The organism is Spiroplasma eriocheiris (assembly GCF_001029265.1).
Lineage (GTDB): Bacteria > Bacillota_I > Bacilli_A > Mycoplasmatales > Mycoplasmataceae > Spiroplasma > Spiroplasma eriocheiris.
This window is the reverse complement of record NZ_CP011856.1, coordinates 383389-401324: the sequence shown is the minus strand read 5'-3', so window position 1 is coordinate 401324 and position 17936 is coordinate 383389. Positions and strand designations below refer to the sequence as shown.

Below are 17936 nucleotides of genomic sequence, written 5' to 3'. Positions count from 1 at the left end.
CTTTCTTTTGTTTTTTATTGATTATTTAGTAATAACTCCCTGGTCAAGGGCATCTTGCATTAGAAATGGTTTGTTATGACCAGGAAGGACATGCCATTGCGGTTCTAAATTAGTAATTCGTTTTAACTCAGTAATGAAATATTTGTCATTACATAATTTGCCGGTATAACCTTCTGATGTTTTATCTGGTAATAAACTAAAACCAGTTGTTACTAAGTTTAAATCTTTAATGCGTAACACTTGGGTTCCTGCAGTATGACCAGGAATATTAAACACCTCAATATCATAACCAATTTCATGGACAACACTATCACCTTCCAAGGCTACAAGGTTTGTTAACGGATAGTTAATTGCTAAACCAATGAATTCTCCTGTGACATCATCCACCGTTTTTTGGGATAATAATCGCAAATCAATTTTTTGCAGATAAATTTTTAAATCGGGATATTCTCGCAAGACATTATCTAAGCCTTCATAATGGTCAATATGACCATGACCAATAAATAATGCTCGTAAAGTAATATTTTTTTCTTTTAAATAGCGAAGGGCTGCGGATGTTGCGTTCGAAGCGTCAATCATAATTGCTTCATTATTATCATTGATGATTAAATAAACATTTTGATTATCATATGTCGAATCAATAAAATTCTTCATTTTTGCCATTATTACTACCCCTTTTCAACTCTATAAACTTGGATTAAATTCTTCTGTTAAATAAGAACTATCTTCTAAATAAGTAATTGTATCATCAATTAAAAATAGTGACGCGTTGATTGATTCAATACTATCAATCACCTTGGTTTCTTTAATTTTTTCTAAGTTATTCATAAATATTTTTGATAACAATGCGTGACCTTCTTCTAAAATAATTAAACTATAGCCAAATCATTTCGCAATTCCTAAGCACATCCCACCTAAAACATGAGTAATAAACTCTAGGGTTTTACTATTATCTTGATTTTTATCATAAAATGATAATTTAATAAAGTTTGTTTTAACAACTTCGTTAATAATTGTTACTAAAAAGTTACTAAAATCAGTGGCTGAAACTAAGTCATCCCCATTTTTTAATCTTTCATCATCAACTTTCACAAAGATGTTCATTACTGCTTTATAAAGTGCTTTAAAAGATACAACTTCTTTAAATTCAACAGTAGGAAAAAGATCATGATAACGCTTAAATCCCTCTTTGGTCCCATGGACAGCATATAAATATAAATTTTCAAAGACAGCCTGACTTGGGCGGTATCATTTAAAACGCAAGGTAACTTTAATGTTTTCATCCGTATCCAATTGCTTTTGTAACATTCTTTGTGTTAATTCAATAGCTGGGCGATAATTTAGTTTCGCGTCCTTTTTTGCTAAAACTTTAATCACATATGTCTTTTCCATTTGCTAAAAAATCCCCTTTGCTTTATATTCTACATTAAATTATAGCACAAACAACTGCTGAAAATAATTGATTTCTTAATTATTAAAAAGATATTTATTAATTGCTTTGGCAACCCCATCTTGATCATTACTATCAGTAAGAGCATCCGCAATCGCTTTCACGTCATCATCAGCATTAGCAACTGCAACCCCAATGGCTGCTCATTTTAACATTTCAATATCATTATGTTCATTTCCAATCGCCATTACTTGAGAACGATCAATATTATATTGTTGACAGATTTGTTGAATACCCCAGGCTTTTGTAATATTCTTATTAGTAATTTCAAAATTTGTCCGGTTATTTCTAATTTCTTGACAAATTTCAAACTTATCATTTCATTTTGCTAATAATTTCTCAACAACAGCAACTGGTCCTTCAATAAATAACTTTCCACCAATAATTTCTTGATTATTATAAGGAACTAATTCAACTTGACCATGCAAATCCTGTAGATTTGAAAAGTAACGGTTGGTAATACCATCTGCTAATTCTTTATAATAAATCTTAATTCGGTTAAAATTACTTGCTGACTGGTCAAACAAGATCATTGTCGTAAGGGGAGAATCAATAATTTCTTGACATAATAAGCCAAAATCAGAACCTCCTAACGGATTTGTAGCAATAATATCATGGGTTTGGTTATTAGCAACCACAGTGCCATTAAAAGCTACCGTAAAATCATTAATATCATTTAAGGCTAATTTATCAATAATTTCCTTAATTTGATATAATGGGCGTCCCGAAGCAATTACTAACTTAATATTATAATCAGCCAATTTTTTTAAAGTTGTTAAAGTTGTTAAACTCATCTCATGTTTAGAGTTCAACGCGGTTCCATCTAAATCAATGGCCACCAGTTTAATATTACTATCCATGTTGTCCCTCTTTTTTCTCATTTCTATAACCTATTATATATGATAATTAAAAAGTTCTGAAAAAAAACTAGAAAAGTTATTTTCTAGTTCCTTTAATTACACGTTTCCCCCCAATCCCTTTTTTCCGTTTATATTTAACATAAATAATTGTAACGATAACAATTGTTGAAGTCCCAATAATTAATGGTAAAAACCAAGCTAAATTACTAGATTTACTAATTCAAGAACCGGGATTATCTGGAAATGGGGTTGGAGTCGGCGTTGGAGTTGGGATTGGTGGCGGTCCAGGTGGAGTAGCATTGGGGTCATTAATTAAATCAAAACTAGTGCTGCCTACGGCAATTAACGAAGTATCAACTGCTTGAATAATAATGGTTAAATGAGTTTTTCCCAACGCATCAGGGTGATTATTACTAATAAACTCTGCTAAACTTTTATCATTTAATGGTTTAACCACATAATCAGTTTGGTAGACAATTTGGTATTTTCCTTCTTTTAAAACATTACTAATATATCCTAAAATTCATTTTTTAAGATCAGCAGGATTTTGTTTAGTAAAATCAAAGGTTTGATCAGCAAATTTAATTTTTGATAGATCCGTTGCTTTTGTGGGGTCATATTTTTTATTATTTCCAACCTTCATTAGATGGTGGTTAATAGCTAATGTAGAAGTTGGCAAGGCCCGAACGTCAATCGTTAACCATGCTCATCCATCAGAACCATAATTAAATAAGGGGTCTAATTGTTCATTACACTCACTTAAAATTTGACCATTAATATAAATTGCATAATCAATATTATAAACTAATTTATATTTTTTTAACCGTTCTTCAACTTCACTAACAATAGTGGCTTTTGCCGTTTCAATATTAGTAGCATTCATTTTTACCGCTCCCGCTAATTCCGCAATTGATGATAAATCAGTAAAATTATGTGGGTGCGGATCTGGAGGAATTCGTTGGGTTGCCGTATTAGAAACATACTCTTTTCAATAAGCAACTGTTTGTTCAAATGATAAATTTTGAATTGCTTTACTATCAAAATTATAATAAGTCATTAAATAATTTTTTAAATGTAAACCATGGATTGTGGTTCAAAAATCAACCGCAATATTGTCCGGTAAGGTATCTAAAAAACGTGGGTATTTATTTTCAAAGGTAGGACCAATATTTACAAATTTTTCATATTTTTGGTCATCTTCTGTTGTAATAATGTAATGCCATAAACCAGAATTTGATCAATAAAGATCTTGATTACTAATTTGACATTTTTTTTGACTTGCATTGGGGTTTGCATAAGGTTCTAATTGATTATTCTTATCTGCTCCTTCTCGTTCAATAGTTTTAACTTTAGTTGGGTCAAAATTTTCTTTAACCCCTTTGCCGGAAACTGATCCTTCGGAAATAAATCCTTCATCAAAATCAGCCTTATTTTTAATAAATTGACCTTGATTATCTAAGGGATCTAGCGCAAAAGCATAGTCAGATTTTCGTTTAACTCAAATAATTTGAGTTTTAGTCCCTGTTTTAGGATTAATTTCGGGATCATATTTTGGGTTAGGTTTTCCATCAGGGAGTGTTGGAGTAATCAATGTATTTTGATCAGGATGATTTTTAGGATCCCATGCATATCATTTTAATTGTAAAGTGGGAATTAAGTTATCAATAACTACTTTAACATTATATTGGGCACCAGGACCACTTTTTCTAATTAAAGAAATATTATAAACATTCATAGCAGGTTCTGAGCCTTTACTTTTTGACTCGGAAGGTGGAATTACTGTTCGATTATCCTTTAAAGTCATTGTAAATTTATTATCAAGAACTGGAACTTGCTCACCATTCACTGTCATTAATTCAACTGGTTTATTATTGTCATCTAGTTTAGCATCAAACTCTGTACTAACAGTAGTATGATAAATTAATGTTTTAGGATTCTTATCAGTGGCTGGAATAATTTTGGGAGTATCATCAATTAATTTTGTTGGATCATTAGGATCAACAACTTTCCCGGGAAAGAAATTTAACCGATCTGCCATTTGTTTTTCTCAATAGGCAGGGGTTAATGAAATTGAAATTGGGGTTTGAAAAGTTCATACTTGTTGTTCTTTCGTTGGTGGATAAATGAACTTAATCGTTGTGGTTGCTGTTTTAGTTTCGTCATTAAAAGCATATTGTTGAACAAATCCTTTTCAATTATCATATTCATATCCCATCGCATTTTGCAAGACAGCATCTAATTTGTTAGTTTCATTAGGAATATTATTTGCATCTTCTAAACTTCCGGAAAAATCAGAATCTAAAGTAATTGGGGCAGATAATGTTTTTGCAATTTTATTTTTAAAATCATCTAAACTAAAAGTTGAATTAATTGTCGCATTATAAACTTGAATTTGCGCATTAGCATCATGTCCAGACCACATTGCCCCAGTAAAAGCTGTTAATTGAAGATATAAATAACTGCCATCTTTTATTAAAGTAAGTTTTGTTTCTCCTTCAACTTCTGCTAAATGTAAACTTGGATCATCATAAGAAATAATATAAAAAGCACTATCTTGATAACTTAAATCACTTGTTTGGACATCATAACTTTGTACCACCTTAGGTGATAATCATCCTCCTCCTAAACTAGAATATAGGGAAAAAGTAATTTTAGGATAATAAGTTACAAATTTATCCCACGTTGCTTCATAAGCATCTCATTTTAAAAATTTAATTTCATCCGATGAATTGGTATGCTCACCCCACGCGCCTAGTCCATTAGTATGGGAAGAAATATTTGGTGAATTTATTGACGATTGAATATTTAAATGAAAGGGGTTGGGACTGGCTCCAACTTTAGTTGTTAAACTATTATCAGAAGTTTTATCTTGATAGTTATTAAGAACAGGATGTGGAAAAAAACTCGGCGCGGCACTGGTTAAAACTACAAAACCAAGGAAAGATAAAAAATATTTAGATTTCATAAGCTTCAACTCTTTTCATTAGTTATTTTAAATTACTTGTTGGTTTTGAACCAAAGTATTTTTTTAAGGAATCATCAACAAACAAAACATCATGGTTATGATTAATATTTTCAACATGTTCATTTGTGGGAACAACCCCATTAACAAAAGCTAAGGCTTCTGCTTCGGAAACATCAATCTTTAAGCAATGACGTTCATAGCCAGAAACAATAAATAACATCTGTCCTTTGCTGGCCCGCGCGATATATTCTTGCTCTTCGGTTGAGAGTCCCCCATAAGCATGGTAGACTTCTTCAACTTCTTTCAAATCACTGGGTGCCAGGTTCATTATCATTGAATACTGGGTATTATTAATCATCGCTGTTGTTTTCTTTTTTATCTCTTCGGTTCCTGTAAAATCATTCCAATTTTGTGTAGTAATAATCATCGCTCCATTATATTTTCGAATTCGTTTTACCATTTGATACATAAAATTTAAAGCAACGGGATTATCCTTATCAATCGCTAAGTGGGCTTCATCAATAACAACCACAATTTTATTATTTTTTTCAAAACGATTTCGTTTAACTTCTCCTTTAACAAAAGCTAGAATTAGATATAATTGGGCCGAAGTTACTTTTTGAATATCTTGGTCAAATAAGGTTCAGACATCATAAACAATAAAGTTAGAATTTAAGTTTAAAGTGGTTGGTCCATTTCATAATGTTGCATACTGGCCATCACCCATAAAATCATAATAAATTAGTTCCTTTAAATTACTCAAGATTGGATCATCATGGTCCGCAATAGATTGACAAATTGTTTCATACAAATCACTAAAAGTTGGAAACTCAGTGTTTTTTAACTTGCTAATTTCAGTGTTATTATTAATATTAAAACGTTGGTATGTTTTTTGGATTTGATTAATTAATAAACGACGTTCACGTTCCGTTAGTTCTTTATATAAGGTTTTAAATCACTGGTCTAGTAAGCGTAAATGGTTTGAAATTGGAGCAGCTTTTTCTTCATCTAATTCTTTTTCCACTGCATCAATAATGGTATTAATATCATCATTATCATCCCGGAAACTATTGTCTAATACTTGTAAGGGATTAATCCGTCCTACTGTCGCATCACCGGTATCAACTCATTGGCCATCATAGAATAAACATAAATCTTTATATTCTCGTTCAGGGTCAATAGCAATAACAGTTCGCCCCATATTTAGATGGAACGCAATTTCTTTTTTCGTAGTATATGATTTCCCTGATCCCGAGGTCCCAATAATAATTTTATTATGGTTTTTGCGTTTATCAGTTAATTTAAACTGGTCAAAAACAATTACGTCATTAGTACTATTTTGTCCTAAATATAATCCTTGTTCATCATCCAAACCACCATTAATAAAGGGAAATGAACTTGCTAAAGTTAAACAAGGCATTTCACGACCACTCTGTTCCATTAACGGGTCAAATCCTTTTGGTAGAAAAGCACTATAACCTTCTAATTGGCGGTAAGCTAAAGGATTAACTTTAATGTCTAATTCTTTTAAGCTTCGTTTTAACCGGGCTTCAGATTCATGTAATAATTTCATATTTAACCCATAGTTTAAAAATAAAATATCAACATTTTTAACAACTTCATTCGCTCCCGTAATTGCTTCAATTAAATCTTCATAGGCATTTATTTCATAAGCTTGTTCACTACGATCAACATTTGATTTGGTCATCATTGCTTTGGTACGCGCATTATTAACTGCCTTGTTTAAAGCCCGTTTAATCCGAGCAGAGTCAAGAGGACTAATATTTCAAATAATTGCTTGTTCATTATTAGCTAAATTAGCCCCTCAGCCATAACGAGCAAAAATTGAATAATCATAGACTCCAAAGACAGAACTATAAACATTATCAGCTTTAAAATAATTCCGTCTAATTTGAAATTCATTGAAAGCTAATAAATTTTCTAAACTATCTTGATGTTTTTCATATTCCGCTTTACTAATTTTTTCACCATAAGGATTAAATACTAGTTTAATGCTATTAACCAAGTCATAACCAGCTAGCAGGTCTACCTTAAAATTATTAAGTTCTAATTTTGCTTTGATAACTTCAATATATTCATGGAGTTTTTGGATTTTATCAGCATAAACATAAAGATAAAAGACTTTTTTAGTTTGAATTTCATTGTCAGCTGTCAAAGTGTCATTTTTCATATGACGAATATAAGATTGGTTTTCAAATAGTCGGGCATTTAAACCTTTTGGTGAATAATTATTGTTAATATTTTCCCGAATTTGACGAACTGTTTCTTCATAAAATTCAATTGTATCGGCAAACGAAATTGGTAAATCAACTTTAACAATTGAAAAACTAAAATCAAATAATTTAAAGGTTGCTTGCAGTTCCTTAATTTTTAAATCCTGAACATCGGGGTTTAGCAAGGTAATATTGTAACCCTTAATTTCAAAACCCGCAATAAAATGGTTTTTCCCATTAACTTTTTGGGTTTTAATATAATTTTCATCAACAATACAATCATATGGAACTAAAAACCCAGTATTATTTTGGACGGAGTCTTTCCGATAATGTTTTTTTTGGGCAAAAAATTTAAACATTAAAAATAAGGCATATCATCCCTTAACACCTGGCATAATTGGTAATAATAAGGGAACCGCTAAAATAGCAAATAAGATACAACAACTAATTTTAACCATTTTACTAATTGGTAATCCAATAATAAACAAAGTACTTAAACTAATTCACATAATAATAATTAGAATTTCAACTAAGCCAATCCCCCGCCAAAATTCTAATTTTGTCTTGCGGACATTCTTTGGAATTAAATTGTCCATTTTTCCACCTCCTTGGGCTATTTTGTACAAAAATATATTATTAGCAAGATGATAAAGATTCCTAAACAAGTGAAGATAAAGTAAAACGAACAACGGCGCATTAACCGGTTATGGGATGTTTCAACTTCATATTTTTTTTGAATTCGTTTTTTCCGAAATCAAACTATTAAACTGACAATCATTGCTGCTAATGATAAGAACAAACATATCGATAATCAACCAGCCATTTTAACCACCTTCTACTTAGTTAATTCATAAATTTCTTCAATTTTTTCCGTTAAACTTTTTGATATTCGAGGATCAATTTCTTCATTAATTAAAATTTCTTCAATCTCAATTGCTTTTCCTTCGACTTTAATAAGTTTTTCTTTTTCTAGTAATAATTCCATGGTTTGGTTAGTTCCTCCACCGCCACTATCACTAGAAGCGTCATCATTTTCGGCTGCTAAGATATAAACATAATCTTTCCCAAAAATTTCATCTGTCAAGGGAACAGATTCCTCATCAGCAACTTTTCCCATTGCATAACACGGAGATTTTCACATTGGCATTAATTTGGCTTTTAATGGTTTTTCTTTAGAATATACCACAACCGCATGGCCTGTTGGTAGTTGCATTAAATCAGCTGGTTTAATTAAACTAACTCCTGATAAGGAGCGAGTTCCACTTGCTTGTTTTTTTTCTAATAAAACTTGGTTGCTCCGTGATTTTGAAACAATTGTGCGTTCCCCAATAATTTCTGAATAATATTTTGCTGTTTCAATGTCCATTGTTTGTAAGAAAATATGCATACTACAGTTATTATTAATTGTCCGGGCCATATTTTCACCATATTTATCAACTAACTGGGGTTTATCTTGAATAATTAATACTCATCAGATATTTCGCCCCCCAGACACTGAAATTTTTGCCCCCATATCAGGAATTTTCGGAATATTAGCAAATTCATCTAAAATATAATAAAATGGTTTTTCTAATTTTCGGTTCGCTAAACTAGCTTGTTCAATCAAAATTTTATATGATTGAGAAATAAAAAGACTGGCAAAGATATGACGATCTGTCCGGTCATCGGGAACCACTAAGAAAACAGCAGTTGGACAATTAGTTAAAGTTTGTAAATCTAATTCATTTTTACTAATTAGAGTTCTTAAGATTGGGTCACTAAATTTTTCTAACCCTGTTTTAATACTTTGCAAAATTGAACCAGTTGTTTCCTTCGCCCCATCCAATAACCCCGAAATTGCAATCCGAGCAGGATGAGAAATATCTAATTTTTTAAAATAATTAAATAATTTATCTTTGTTATTAATAATTGGAATAACTGAAGCAAGGTTAAATTTTTTTTCATCAAAACTGTTATTTTCACGCATATCATATAAAATTGCTAACAAAATCCCTTTGACAGCTCCACTCGCTGATTCTTGTCAAAACCGATCCTTGGGATCACTTCATGGGTATAAAGTGGTACAAATATCTGATAAGTAATCTTGAGCTTTTTGTTGCCAGTAATAATATTTAGATGACTCTTGGTCAGTTCCATTACTATCTTTATACTTGCGTTCTAATTCACACCCTTTTACTCAGGCTTGATAAATTAATGTTAGGGGATTTCAACCGACTGATAATTCTGGACTTCGTAAATCTAACTTTAGAACTCGATAACCATTATCGGCAAAAACTTTAGAGTTAGTTTCAAATAGTTCTCCTTTGGGATCAGAAATAATAACTCCTGGCTTAACCTCTGATTGTGCAAATAATTGTAAGGTTGGAATAACAACCCCCTGTGTTTTCCCACTCCGAGTCCCCGCAACAACCATTGTATGGGTTTCTTTCCGAATATTAGCCATAAAATTTTTATTTTTACCGGTGAAAGAATTAGCGACAACTCCGTATTTATCACCAGCATGCATTAAATTTACCAAATCATAATTTTTATTTAAGTGTTTTACACTCAATCATTCTGCCGACCCATATGTTTTATCATGGGTTTTTCCGACAAATTCATAACGAATATGATATTTAAAAATTAATAAAAATAAGGCAAATATTAAGTATACTCCCCCAACAATTGCACCATAGATTGTTAAAAAATTATTTTGGTTAGTTGTTAAAATTTGCTCAATATCCTTAAAATTAACAGTTTTATTATGTGCTAAATCATAGAACACTGCATATCCTAGTAGCATTATAAAGATAAAAACTCATAGACCAATGCTAAGAAATAAAATCATCCATTTTCGTTTTTTAAATCACTCTTTCATCAATTGTTGTTCTCCTTTCTGAGGCAATTTTATTAATTATTATGATGATTACCATTAAGACCAGGAATAGTATTGCGGCGGCGCGTTCCGACATTAGCATTTTGTCATGTGCGACGAGCTTGGTCATTTTCTTCTCTTTGTCTACTATCACCACTGTTCATTAAGAAATCATGCCCTTTTTTAGCAGTCCGGTACATTCCCGGGATTTTTCCTAAATGGCGCGGTAAGGTTGCTGGGTTTCAAGCTGAGGTTAACCCACCAGCCATTGCCCGAAAAGTATTCAAACCAGAAGAAGCTCCCATATGTTCACCAACTAATGAATTAATAATATTTGAGAATTCATAAGTGGCCACTCCACCCCCACAAATAATTAGAATTAATAATAATTGACGAGCAAACGGTTTTGCATCTAAGCCAGAAAGATTTGTTTTCAGAATTAAATGGGTAATTGTCATAAACAAATCAAATCCAATAATTGCAGAGGAGGAGGCCAGAAATTTGGCAATAACCATATCTTTTCAAACAAAGACTTTCTTACCATCATCTAAAACCATTGTAATCATCACAATTGGGGAAATAATAAATAGGAAAAATAATTCAATAATTTTTTGAATAACCATAAAACCAACTAACATTACAATCGCGACCATAAATAATGACCCAAAAATTTCCACAGTCATATTATAATCAAGAATATTATTTGGAGGACCATAGTCACTAGGGGTATAATTGGTAGTTCCATCCCAATTGGGATCACCTAAATGTCATAAATAATCCGCAATTGAACCGTTATTTCCAAAGGAATTCTCAATTGTTTTGGTAAACTGAGCAATACAGAAATTAGCGACAAAAAAGAAAATTGGAATTAAAAACATAAAAATGATTGCTTTTCCTGAATTGAGGAGACATTGCAAAAATTTCTTTTTACTTTCGGCATGCTCTTTAAATTGAATAATCATAATCTGAATACAAAAAATAACAGCAAACACTGCAATTGCAATAATTAAAAAAATTCAAAATTGTTGGGGTAATTTGTTAAAATCAAAGTTATTTTGATTACCAAATAAAATTGTAGTGATAAAACCTCCAGATAAATAATCTAGAACATAGGTAAAAACATTAATTAATTGTAATGGTCCCATTACGAAGACTCCCCAGAGTACTTCGTAGAGGGCTTCTTTAAAAATGTTTCCCATTCTTTATCACCTGCTTTCTATTATTTTAAATGTTAACTACCAACTGAGGGTCCCGAAATTTGACTTAAGATTACACTAACAATTGTTGGTACTAACACAGCAGATAACAACCCAATAATTGGTCAAACTAGGGAGCGTACATATTCGCTACGCATTTCCGGATTATCAGCTGCTTTGGCAATGTGAAATCCAATAATTGCACATTTAACCGCACAAAATAGTCCTAGTAACCCAAAAATAATCCCTAACGCCATATTTACTCATGGTTTTACTGTTGCTAAAATATCACTCGCATTGGGCGGGGCCGGGTTATCACCTAGTAGGTTTAAGGTATGTAACAGTAAATTCATCTTTAGCACTTCTTTCTATTTTTAATTCTTGTTAAAATCATGCCCTGTTAATTAGTTGATCTTGTAAGTTGTAAGTTATTAATAAGTTTTTTCACTTCATTAATGCTAGTTAATAAAGTTTTTAGGTCATCTTGTGAAAAATCATGGGGATATTTTTTTTCTAAATTGTATTGTTGGTTTAAAGCTAATAATTCATTCTCTAAATATCATTTAACTAAAACTTTGGTTTGGTCCGAAAAAACTCCGTTATTAGTAATAAATAAGATTTGGTATTCAGCATCATTGAAAGTGACAGCATTTTGATAAAGACTAATATCCATAAAATCAATGGTTTGTTGATAATCAGCGGGAGTTGGAAACCAAGCGGGATCGGTTTTATGCTGTTCAAATTCTTTAATGCTCTTTTCAATACTATTAATTCGTTGCATTGTGTTGGTAATTAAATTTTGATAATATTTAACATCATGTGGGATCGGACTGGGTGTTGGTTGATTGCCCCCACCCCCAAACGGATCAACACCCGTACAACTAACAAGCGAATTAGTGACAGTTCCAATTAATGTTAAAGAAACCAACCAGTTAATAATTTTTTTCATTAAAAGAAAAACACCTCCAAATTAATTCGGATTTCATATCCTTATTTATTTGCAGGTGTTATATACACTCAATAGCTATGTAATTAAATATAATTATAAATTTGGTTATTCATCATCTAATACATTAATATAATGTATTTGTTTACATGATTTACATTTAATTGAAATAATATTGTTGTAATATTTGAAGAGTAGCAAGTTATCTGATTCACATCTCACTTGCTGGAAAACGGTGTCACCAAAGGGTAAAATTTCAAAGTTGTCACCGAAGAATGTTAACTGATTTGAATGAATTTCTACTACTTGATCGATAATTTTCATATAATAATTGCCTCCTTAAATTTTAATAATTTTAAGCAGGTACATAATTTTAATTTGAACTAAAACACATTAATTCAATATCATTAAAAGTTAACTAAATAAAAAATTAATAAAACTATCAACCTTTTATTCATATAACATTAATTTAATTGTCAGTACAATTAAATTCTTTAACAATATAAACCCATATGTATATAATACTTGTAGGCTCAATTTAATTATAAAATAAATTTCGGATTATTCGCTATCCAAAAATTTTATTTTTTAGGTATTAATAATGTTTGAAATTAATATTTTTATTCTGTAATTTTTCAAGTATAATCAACACGAAACAAAAAAATCATAATTTTGGTAAATTATGATTTTTTATTTATTATAGGCCACATTTTAATTGAACATTACAGTTATTACATGTCACACAACCACCAGCATCAATCATTGTTCCTTCTTTACAAATTGGACAAACATCACCAACTTCTGTTCCCACATTGCGGTCTTGGTTAATTCCCCGTAATTTAACTGCTTCTTTTAAGTTATTATCAATTTCATTTTTATCAATGTTTGAAATAACTTCTACCCCTAAATTTTCTAAGTTAAGTTGTTCTAAAGCAGGATGTTCATTATCTGTTGTTAATGACAACACCTGGCTATCGCGCGAACCATCAACATAAACAGTTCCCCCTTTAGCACCCCCATGGTATAGACGGGTATAAATTTTTTCAACATCTTTTACAGAATATCCGCGTGGAGCATTAACAGTTTTTGAAATTGAAGAGTCAACTCAACGCTGAATAATACATTGCACATCAGCATGTTCCTCAGGTGCTAATTGCATTGCTGAGACAAAAATATCTGGTAAATGATCAGCACTATAACCAGGGTTATATTTTAATCATTCATCAACAATTTTAGCATTAACCTCAATATTTTTCCCTAATCGTCCTGAACGATAGAATTTAAAACCAAAATATGGTTCTAGACCGGTTGATACTCCCACCATTGTTCCAGTTGAGCCAGTTGGAGCAATTGTTAATAAGTGCGAATTACGAATTCCATATTTTAAAATATCTTGACGAATATCTTCTGGCATTTTTTTCATATAACCTGTATTAATAAAACGCTCACGATCTTTTAAGAACGGAAAACTGCCTTTTTCTTTCGCTAATTCAATTGAAGTACGATAAGCAGTTGTCGCAATTACTTCAAAAATTTTATCAACAATTTTATTACCAGCTAGACTTCCATAACGAACACCATGGTAAATTAATAGGTCATGTAACCCCATTACTCCTAACCCAACTCGTCGTTCACCAAGAGCTTGTTTTTTATTAGCTTCTAAAAAATAGGGTGTTGCATAAATAACATTATCTTGCAAACGAGTACAGTTGCGAACAGTTGCTTGTAATTTATCATATAAAATTTCTTTTGTTTCTTTATTAACAAAATTAGCTAGGTTAATAGCTGCTAAGTTACATACTGAATATGGGGCAAGGGGTTGCTCACCACAAGGGTTTGTAGCAACTACTTTCATATCATACGCCTTTGCATTTGTCATATCATTAGCCTGATCAATAAAGAAAATACCTGGTTCAGCTGAATAATTAGCACAAAAGTTAATTAAATCTCACAAGTCACGAGCACGCATTGTGTAATATGTTTTTAATGAATAACCCATTTGCTCTCATTCATAAATATCCCCAATTTTATGTCAGTTTTCATCATAAAAATGTTTTTGTTCTGGGGTATATTTATCTAAGTCTGGGAATTTTAATTCTCAAATATCATCATTTTCAACTGCTTGCATAAACTTATGAGAAATTGTAACCGAAATATTAGCGCCTGATAAGAAAGATGGGTTTTCAACTTCTCAATTTCCACCCTCTTCTAATTTAATTTTGGCATCTTGTAAAATTTTACTATCAACTTCATTTTCTTTACTTATTGCTCATTCATATAAATTCCGTTCTGAATTTGTTAAGGGAACAAATTTAATTTTTCGCGAAGCTTCCTCGCGAATTAAACGATCTTGAGAATTATCCTTTAACCAACGTAAAATCTTGGGATTTTGCATTTTAGAAATAATAAATTCAATAATGTCTGGATGTCAGTCCGCCATCATAATCATTTGTGCTCCCCGACGACTTCCACCTTGTTCTACTAAATGGGTTAACGTACTTAAATCATTTAACCACGAAACTGCTCCTGATGAGCGACCCCCAACTGATTTGGCAATTGTGCCGCGAGGACGTAAAGTAGTTCCGTTAGTTCCAACGCCACCCCCATGGGACATAATTTCCATTACTTCTTTACGATGAACTGAAATTCCTTCCCGAGAATCTTTGATAAAGGGCATTACAAAACAGTTAAAAAAAGTAACATCACTACCACTGCCAGCCCCATATAGTACCCGTCCGGCAGGAACAATATTTAAGTTTTTTAATTCTTCAAAGAAAATCTGTAAATATTTTTCATGTTCTTTTTCATTATTTGATAACGCTTTAGCAACTCGTCAGGCAATTTGTTCATAGTAAATTTCTAACGGTTTTTCCACAGTATTAAGATTCTTACGAATAATATCTTTTTCACTACCCACTAATAAATTAGGATCAATACTATTAACATAATCTTCCTCAACTTTAATGTCACATGTTCCTGCTTCACGATCAACTTTAACAATATGTCCAAACCCCCGAGCTGGGAATCAACCATCATCTTTAATAACAGTAATCACAAGATCATTATTTTTTAATGTTTTTAAACCATTATCTTTTTGAGCATAACGATCTAAGACTACCATTCTTGAAACACCATCAAAAGTCATATGATAATCAGGTTCAATTTCCTTAATATGGGGAAAATAAGCACGAATATCAGCATTTAAACTAGCAACAAGTTCTTTTGAATACATTATTTTCTCACTCCTTCACATATAAATTCTAAGTCAAAGTGTTTGACATAATTAAGTATATCAAACTTTTTCCGGAAGTTTTTAAAATTAATCAACATTAACCAAAATATTTAATTTCTATGAGGCAGAAATTATTTAATTTTCAGCGATAAACATTATTTTGCTTGGTGGTTTTAACAAATCAATTAAAACTTGAAAATTAGTACAGTTCGCTAAATAGTTAGTTTTTTCATCAATATTAATCTTTTTTTTGGTAAAATAAATCTCTCCACGATATCTTCCGTATAAATAATTGTCAATTAATAGGGTATTATGGCCAAATATTAAGTTACGATTATTTCATGTCATTATTTTATCATTATTTTTACTAAAATTGCTACTTTCGACCAATCTTACTAAATATTGATTACTGGTTCAATCAACAAAAAACGTTTTATTTAATAAGAGTATTTTTGTCTGGTCAGAAAATCCCAATGAAGAAATTTTAAATAAAAATTCTCTTGGTGCTAGTACCAACCTTGATTAAGAGTGCAATCTCTTTATGGTTAATTTTCTTATTGGCAACAATAAAATTATTTATCCCAAAATATTTAAACCATTGCAGTTGTAAATAAAGCGGTAGGTAGCGAAACTCTTCAATTGTGGGAAAACATTCAGTCTCCGCTTGGTCGGTTTCGCTAATAGCCGATAGAAAAATTGTTAAATTAACCCCATATTTTTGTAAAATTAATGTCCGTGCTAAAAATTCCGGTTGTTCCATCCCTGTATAAGGTTTTGGATAACAATTATATCATGCTCTGATTCGTTTTGAACCGCGTAATTTAAAAATTTCTAGTACATCGTTGAGATTATTATCACTAGCTAAAATTTGAATTTTACCCGGAAAGGTATCAATAATATTAATAATTTCGCTTAATGAAAAACTGTTATCTAACCAGATGGATGTGGGGTTTAATTTTTGTAGTTGTTGATAATCAAAATTATGCTTCGATATTTCGAAACCAACTTCAAAATTTTGTTCTTGTCCATAAGAAACTAACTGGATTAACTCAGGATTATTAATAAAATTAGGGAGATCACGGGTAGGAAAAAAGAGCATAGGGATTCTGTTCTTTTTTGCTAACCTAATAGCTGCTATATTTTCTTGCAAACTAGTTTTATTTACATAAATTGAAATTCCTAACATTAAACTTGCCTCCCCTTATTTTCTTGATTAAAAAAACATCTTAAAGTTTTATTTTAAGATGTCTCCTTTTAATACAATTACTTAATTATTTAATATCATTAATAACATTCGTTACCATATTATGATATTCTTCTAATAATCTTTCACTTTCTTTAAAACTTACTTGTTTTAAAACCATGATAATAGCATGTTTACATGAATAATTTGATTCAACGAGTGCTTTTTCAATTATTTCATCAGAGGCACCAGTTATTTCACGAACAATTTTTGCAGTTCTTACCTTTAATTTTTCATTAGTAGCCATTAAATCAACCATTAAGTTTTGATATACTTTTCCCCATTTAATCATTAATGTTGTTGAAATCATGTTACATACTAATTTTGTGGCAGTTCCTGCTTTCATTCTCGTGCTGCCTGTAATAACTTCGGCCCCAGTTTCAATTGCAATTGTCTCATCAGCAATTTGACTCATCTCTGAATTTTTTGTCATACATAAACCGACTGCTAAGCCACCAACTGATTTAATATATTCTAAACCTGCTAAGACATAGGGAGTTCTTCCTGAAGCACCGATCCCAATGACAGTATCTAAAGCCGTAACATTTAACTGTTGCAGATCTTTAACTGCTTGGGCACGATCATCTTCGGCTCCTTCCGCTGGGAAGCGGATTGCTTTATCACCCCCAGCAATAATCCCCACAATGTGGTCTTCACCCACTCCATAAGTAGGAAGCATTTCGGAAGCATCAAGAATTCCAATTCGCCCTGATGTTCCCGCTCCAAGGTAGATTACCCGTCCCCCTTGATTAAACTTTGGAAATATTAAATCAATAACTTTTGCAATAACTAAAATTTTGTCTTTAATCGCTGGGGCAATTTTGGCATCTTCATTATTAATAATTGTCAGCATACCTTCAGTGGTCTCTTTGTCAATATTCATACTGTTAATATTTCGTTGCTCAGTATCAATTTTCGTTAAATCAATTTTCATGTTGTTATTCTCTCCCCATATT

Annotated in this window: 15 protein-coding genes; all 15 read right to left on the bottom strand. The window is 31.4% G+C overall.

Features of this window, described 5'->3' with window-relative positions; translation table 4 throughout:
- Positions 1-21: 21 nt before the first annotated feature.
- The 15 genes from SERIO_RS01910 to murQ all read right to left on the bottom strand — a co-directional run bounded on the left by SERIO_RS01910 (position 22) and on the right by murQ (position 17914).
- Positions 22-663: an MBL fold metallo-hydrolase gene (locus SERIO_RS01910; RefSeq protein WP_047791224.1), complete on the bottom strand. Its 642-nt coding sequence runs from the start codon at positions 661-663 to the stop codon at positions 22-24.
- Positions 664-684: 21 nt separating this feature from the next.
- A complete protein-coding gene (locus SERIO_RS01905; protein ID WP_047791223.1) occupies positions 685-1392 on the bottom strand; it encodes a hypothetical protein in 708 nt (235 codons plus the stop codon).
- A gap of 75 nt (positions 1393-1467) precedes the next feature.
- Entirely contained in the window at positions 1468-2310 is an 843-nt protein-coding gene (locus tag SERIO_RS01900) for a Cof-type HAD-IIB family hydrolase (protein WP_047791222.1), read from the bottom strand.
- 76 nt (positions 2311-2386) lie between these two features.
- The gene (locus SERIO_RS01895; RefSeq protein ID WP_053040807.1) at positions 2387-5275 is read right to left on the bottom strand and encodes an Mbov_0399 family ICE element protein; all 2889 of its coding nucleotides are present in this window, start codon (positions 5273-5275) and stop codon (positions 2387-2389) included.
- Positions 5276-5297: 22 nt separating this feature from the next.
- A complete protein-coding gene (locus SERIO_RS01890; protein WP_047791221.1) occupies positions 5298-8105 on the bottom strand; it encodes an Mbov_0397 family ICE element conjugal transfer ATPase in 2808 nt (935 codons plus the stop codon).
- Between the two features lie 17 nt (positions 8106-8122).
- Complete coding sequence (locus SERIO_RS06500; protein WP_148553407.1) at positions 8123-8332, bottom strand: hypothetical protein; 210 nt, start codon at positions 8330-8332, stop codon at positions 8123-8125.
- Positions 8333-8344: 12 nt separating this feature from the next.
- Positions 8345-10366, bottom strand: a complete 2022-nt coding sequence (locus SERIO_RS01885; protein ID WP_047791220.1) for a VirD4-like conjugal transfer protein, CD1115 family — start codon at positions 10364-10366, stop codon at positions 8345-8347.
- 32 nt (positions 10367-10398) lie between these two features.
- Positions 10399-11562, bottom strand: a complete 1164-nt coding sequence (locus tag SERIO_RS01880) for an Mbov_0396 family ICE element transmembrane protein (RefSeq protein ID WP_047791219.1) — start codon at positions 11560-11562, stop codon at positions 10399-10401.
- A 32-nt stretch (positions 11563-11594) separates the two neighbouring features.
- Positions 11595-11912, bottom strand: a complete 318-nt coding sequence (locus tag SERIO_RS01875) for an Mbov_0395 family pilin-like conjugal transfer protein (RefSeq protein WP_047791218.1) — start codon at positions 11910-11912, stop codon at positions 11595-11597.
- A 47-nt stretch (positions 11913-11959) separates the two neighbouring features.
- Positions 11960-12508, bottom strand: coding sequence for a hypothetical protein (locus tag SERIO_RS01870; RefSeq protein ID WP_047791217.1), 549 nt, complete (start codon positions 12506-12508; stop codon positions 11960-11962).
- A gap of 105 nt (positions 12509-12613) precedes the next feature.
- Entirely contained in the window at positions 12614-12829 is a 216-nt protein-coding gene (locus tag SERIO_RS01865; RefSeq protein WP_047791216.1) for a hypothetical protein, read from the bottom strand.
- A gap of 373 nt (positions 12830-13202) precedes the next feature.
- A complete protein-coding gene (locus tag SERIO_RS01860) occupies positions 13203-15737 on the bottom strand; it encodes a vitamin B12-dependent ribonucleotide reductase (protein ID WP_047791215.1) in 2535 nt (844 codons plus the stop codon).
- Between the two features lie 135 nt (positions 15738-15872).
- Positions 15873-16211, bottom strand: a complete 339-nt coding sequence (locus SERIO_RS06820) for a phospho-sugar glycosidase domain-containing protein (protein ID WP_257787436.1) — start codon at positions 16209-16211, stop codon at positions 15873-15875.
- 10 nt (positions 16212-16221) lie between these two features.
- Positions 16222-16923: a MupG family TIM beta-alpha barrel fold protein gene (locus SERIO_RS01850; RefSeq protein WP_047791213.1), complete on the bottom strand. Its 702-nt coding sequence runs from the start codon at positions 16921-16923 to the stop codon at positions 16222-16224.
- Between the two features lie 85 nt (positions 16924-17008).
- Positions 17009-17914 (bottom strand): N-acetylmuramic acid 6-phosphate etherase, encoded by a 906-nt coding sequence (gene murQ / locus SERIO_RS01845; protein WP_047791212.1) that lies wholly within the window; start codon positions 17912-17914, stop codon positions 17009-17011.
- Positions 17915-17936 lie beyond the last annotated feature (22 nt).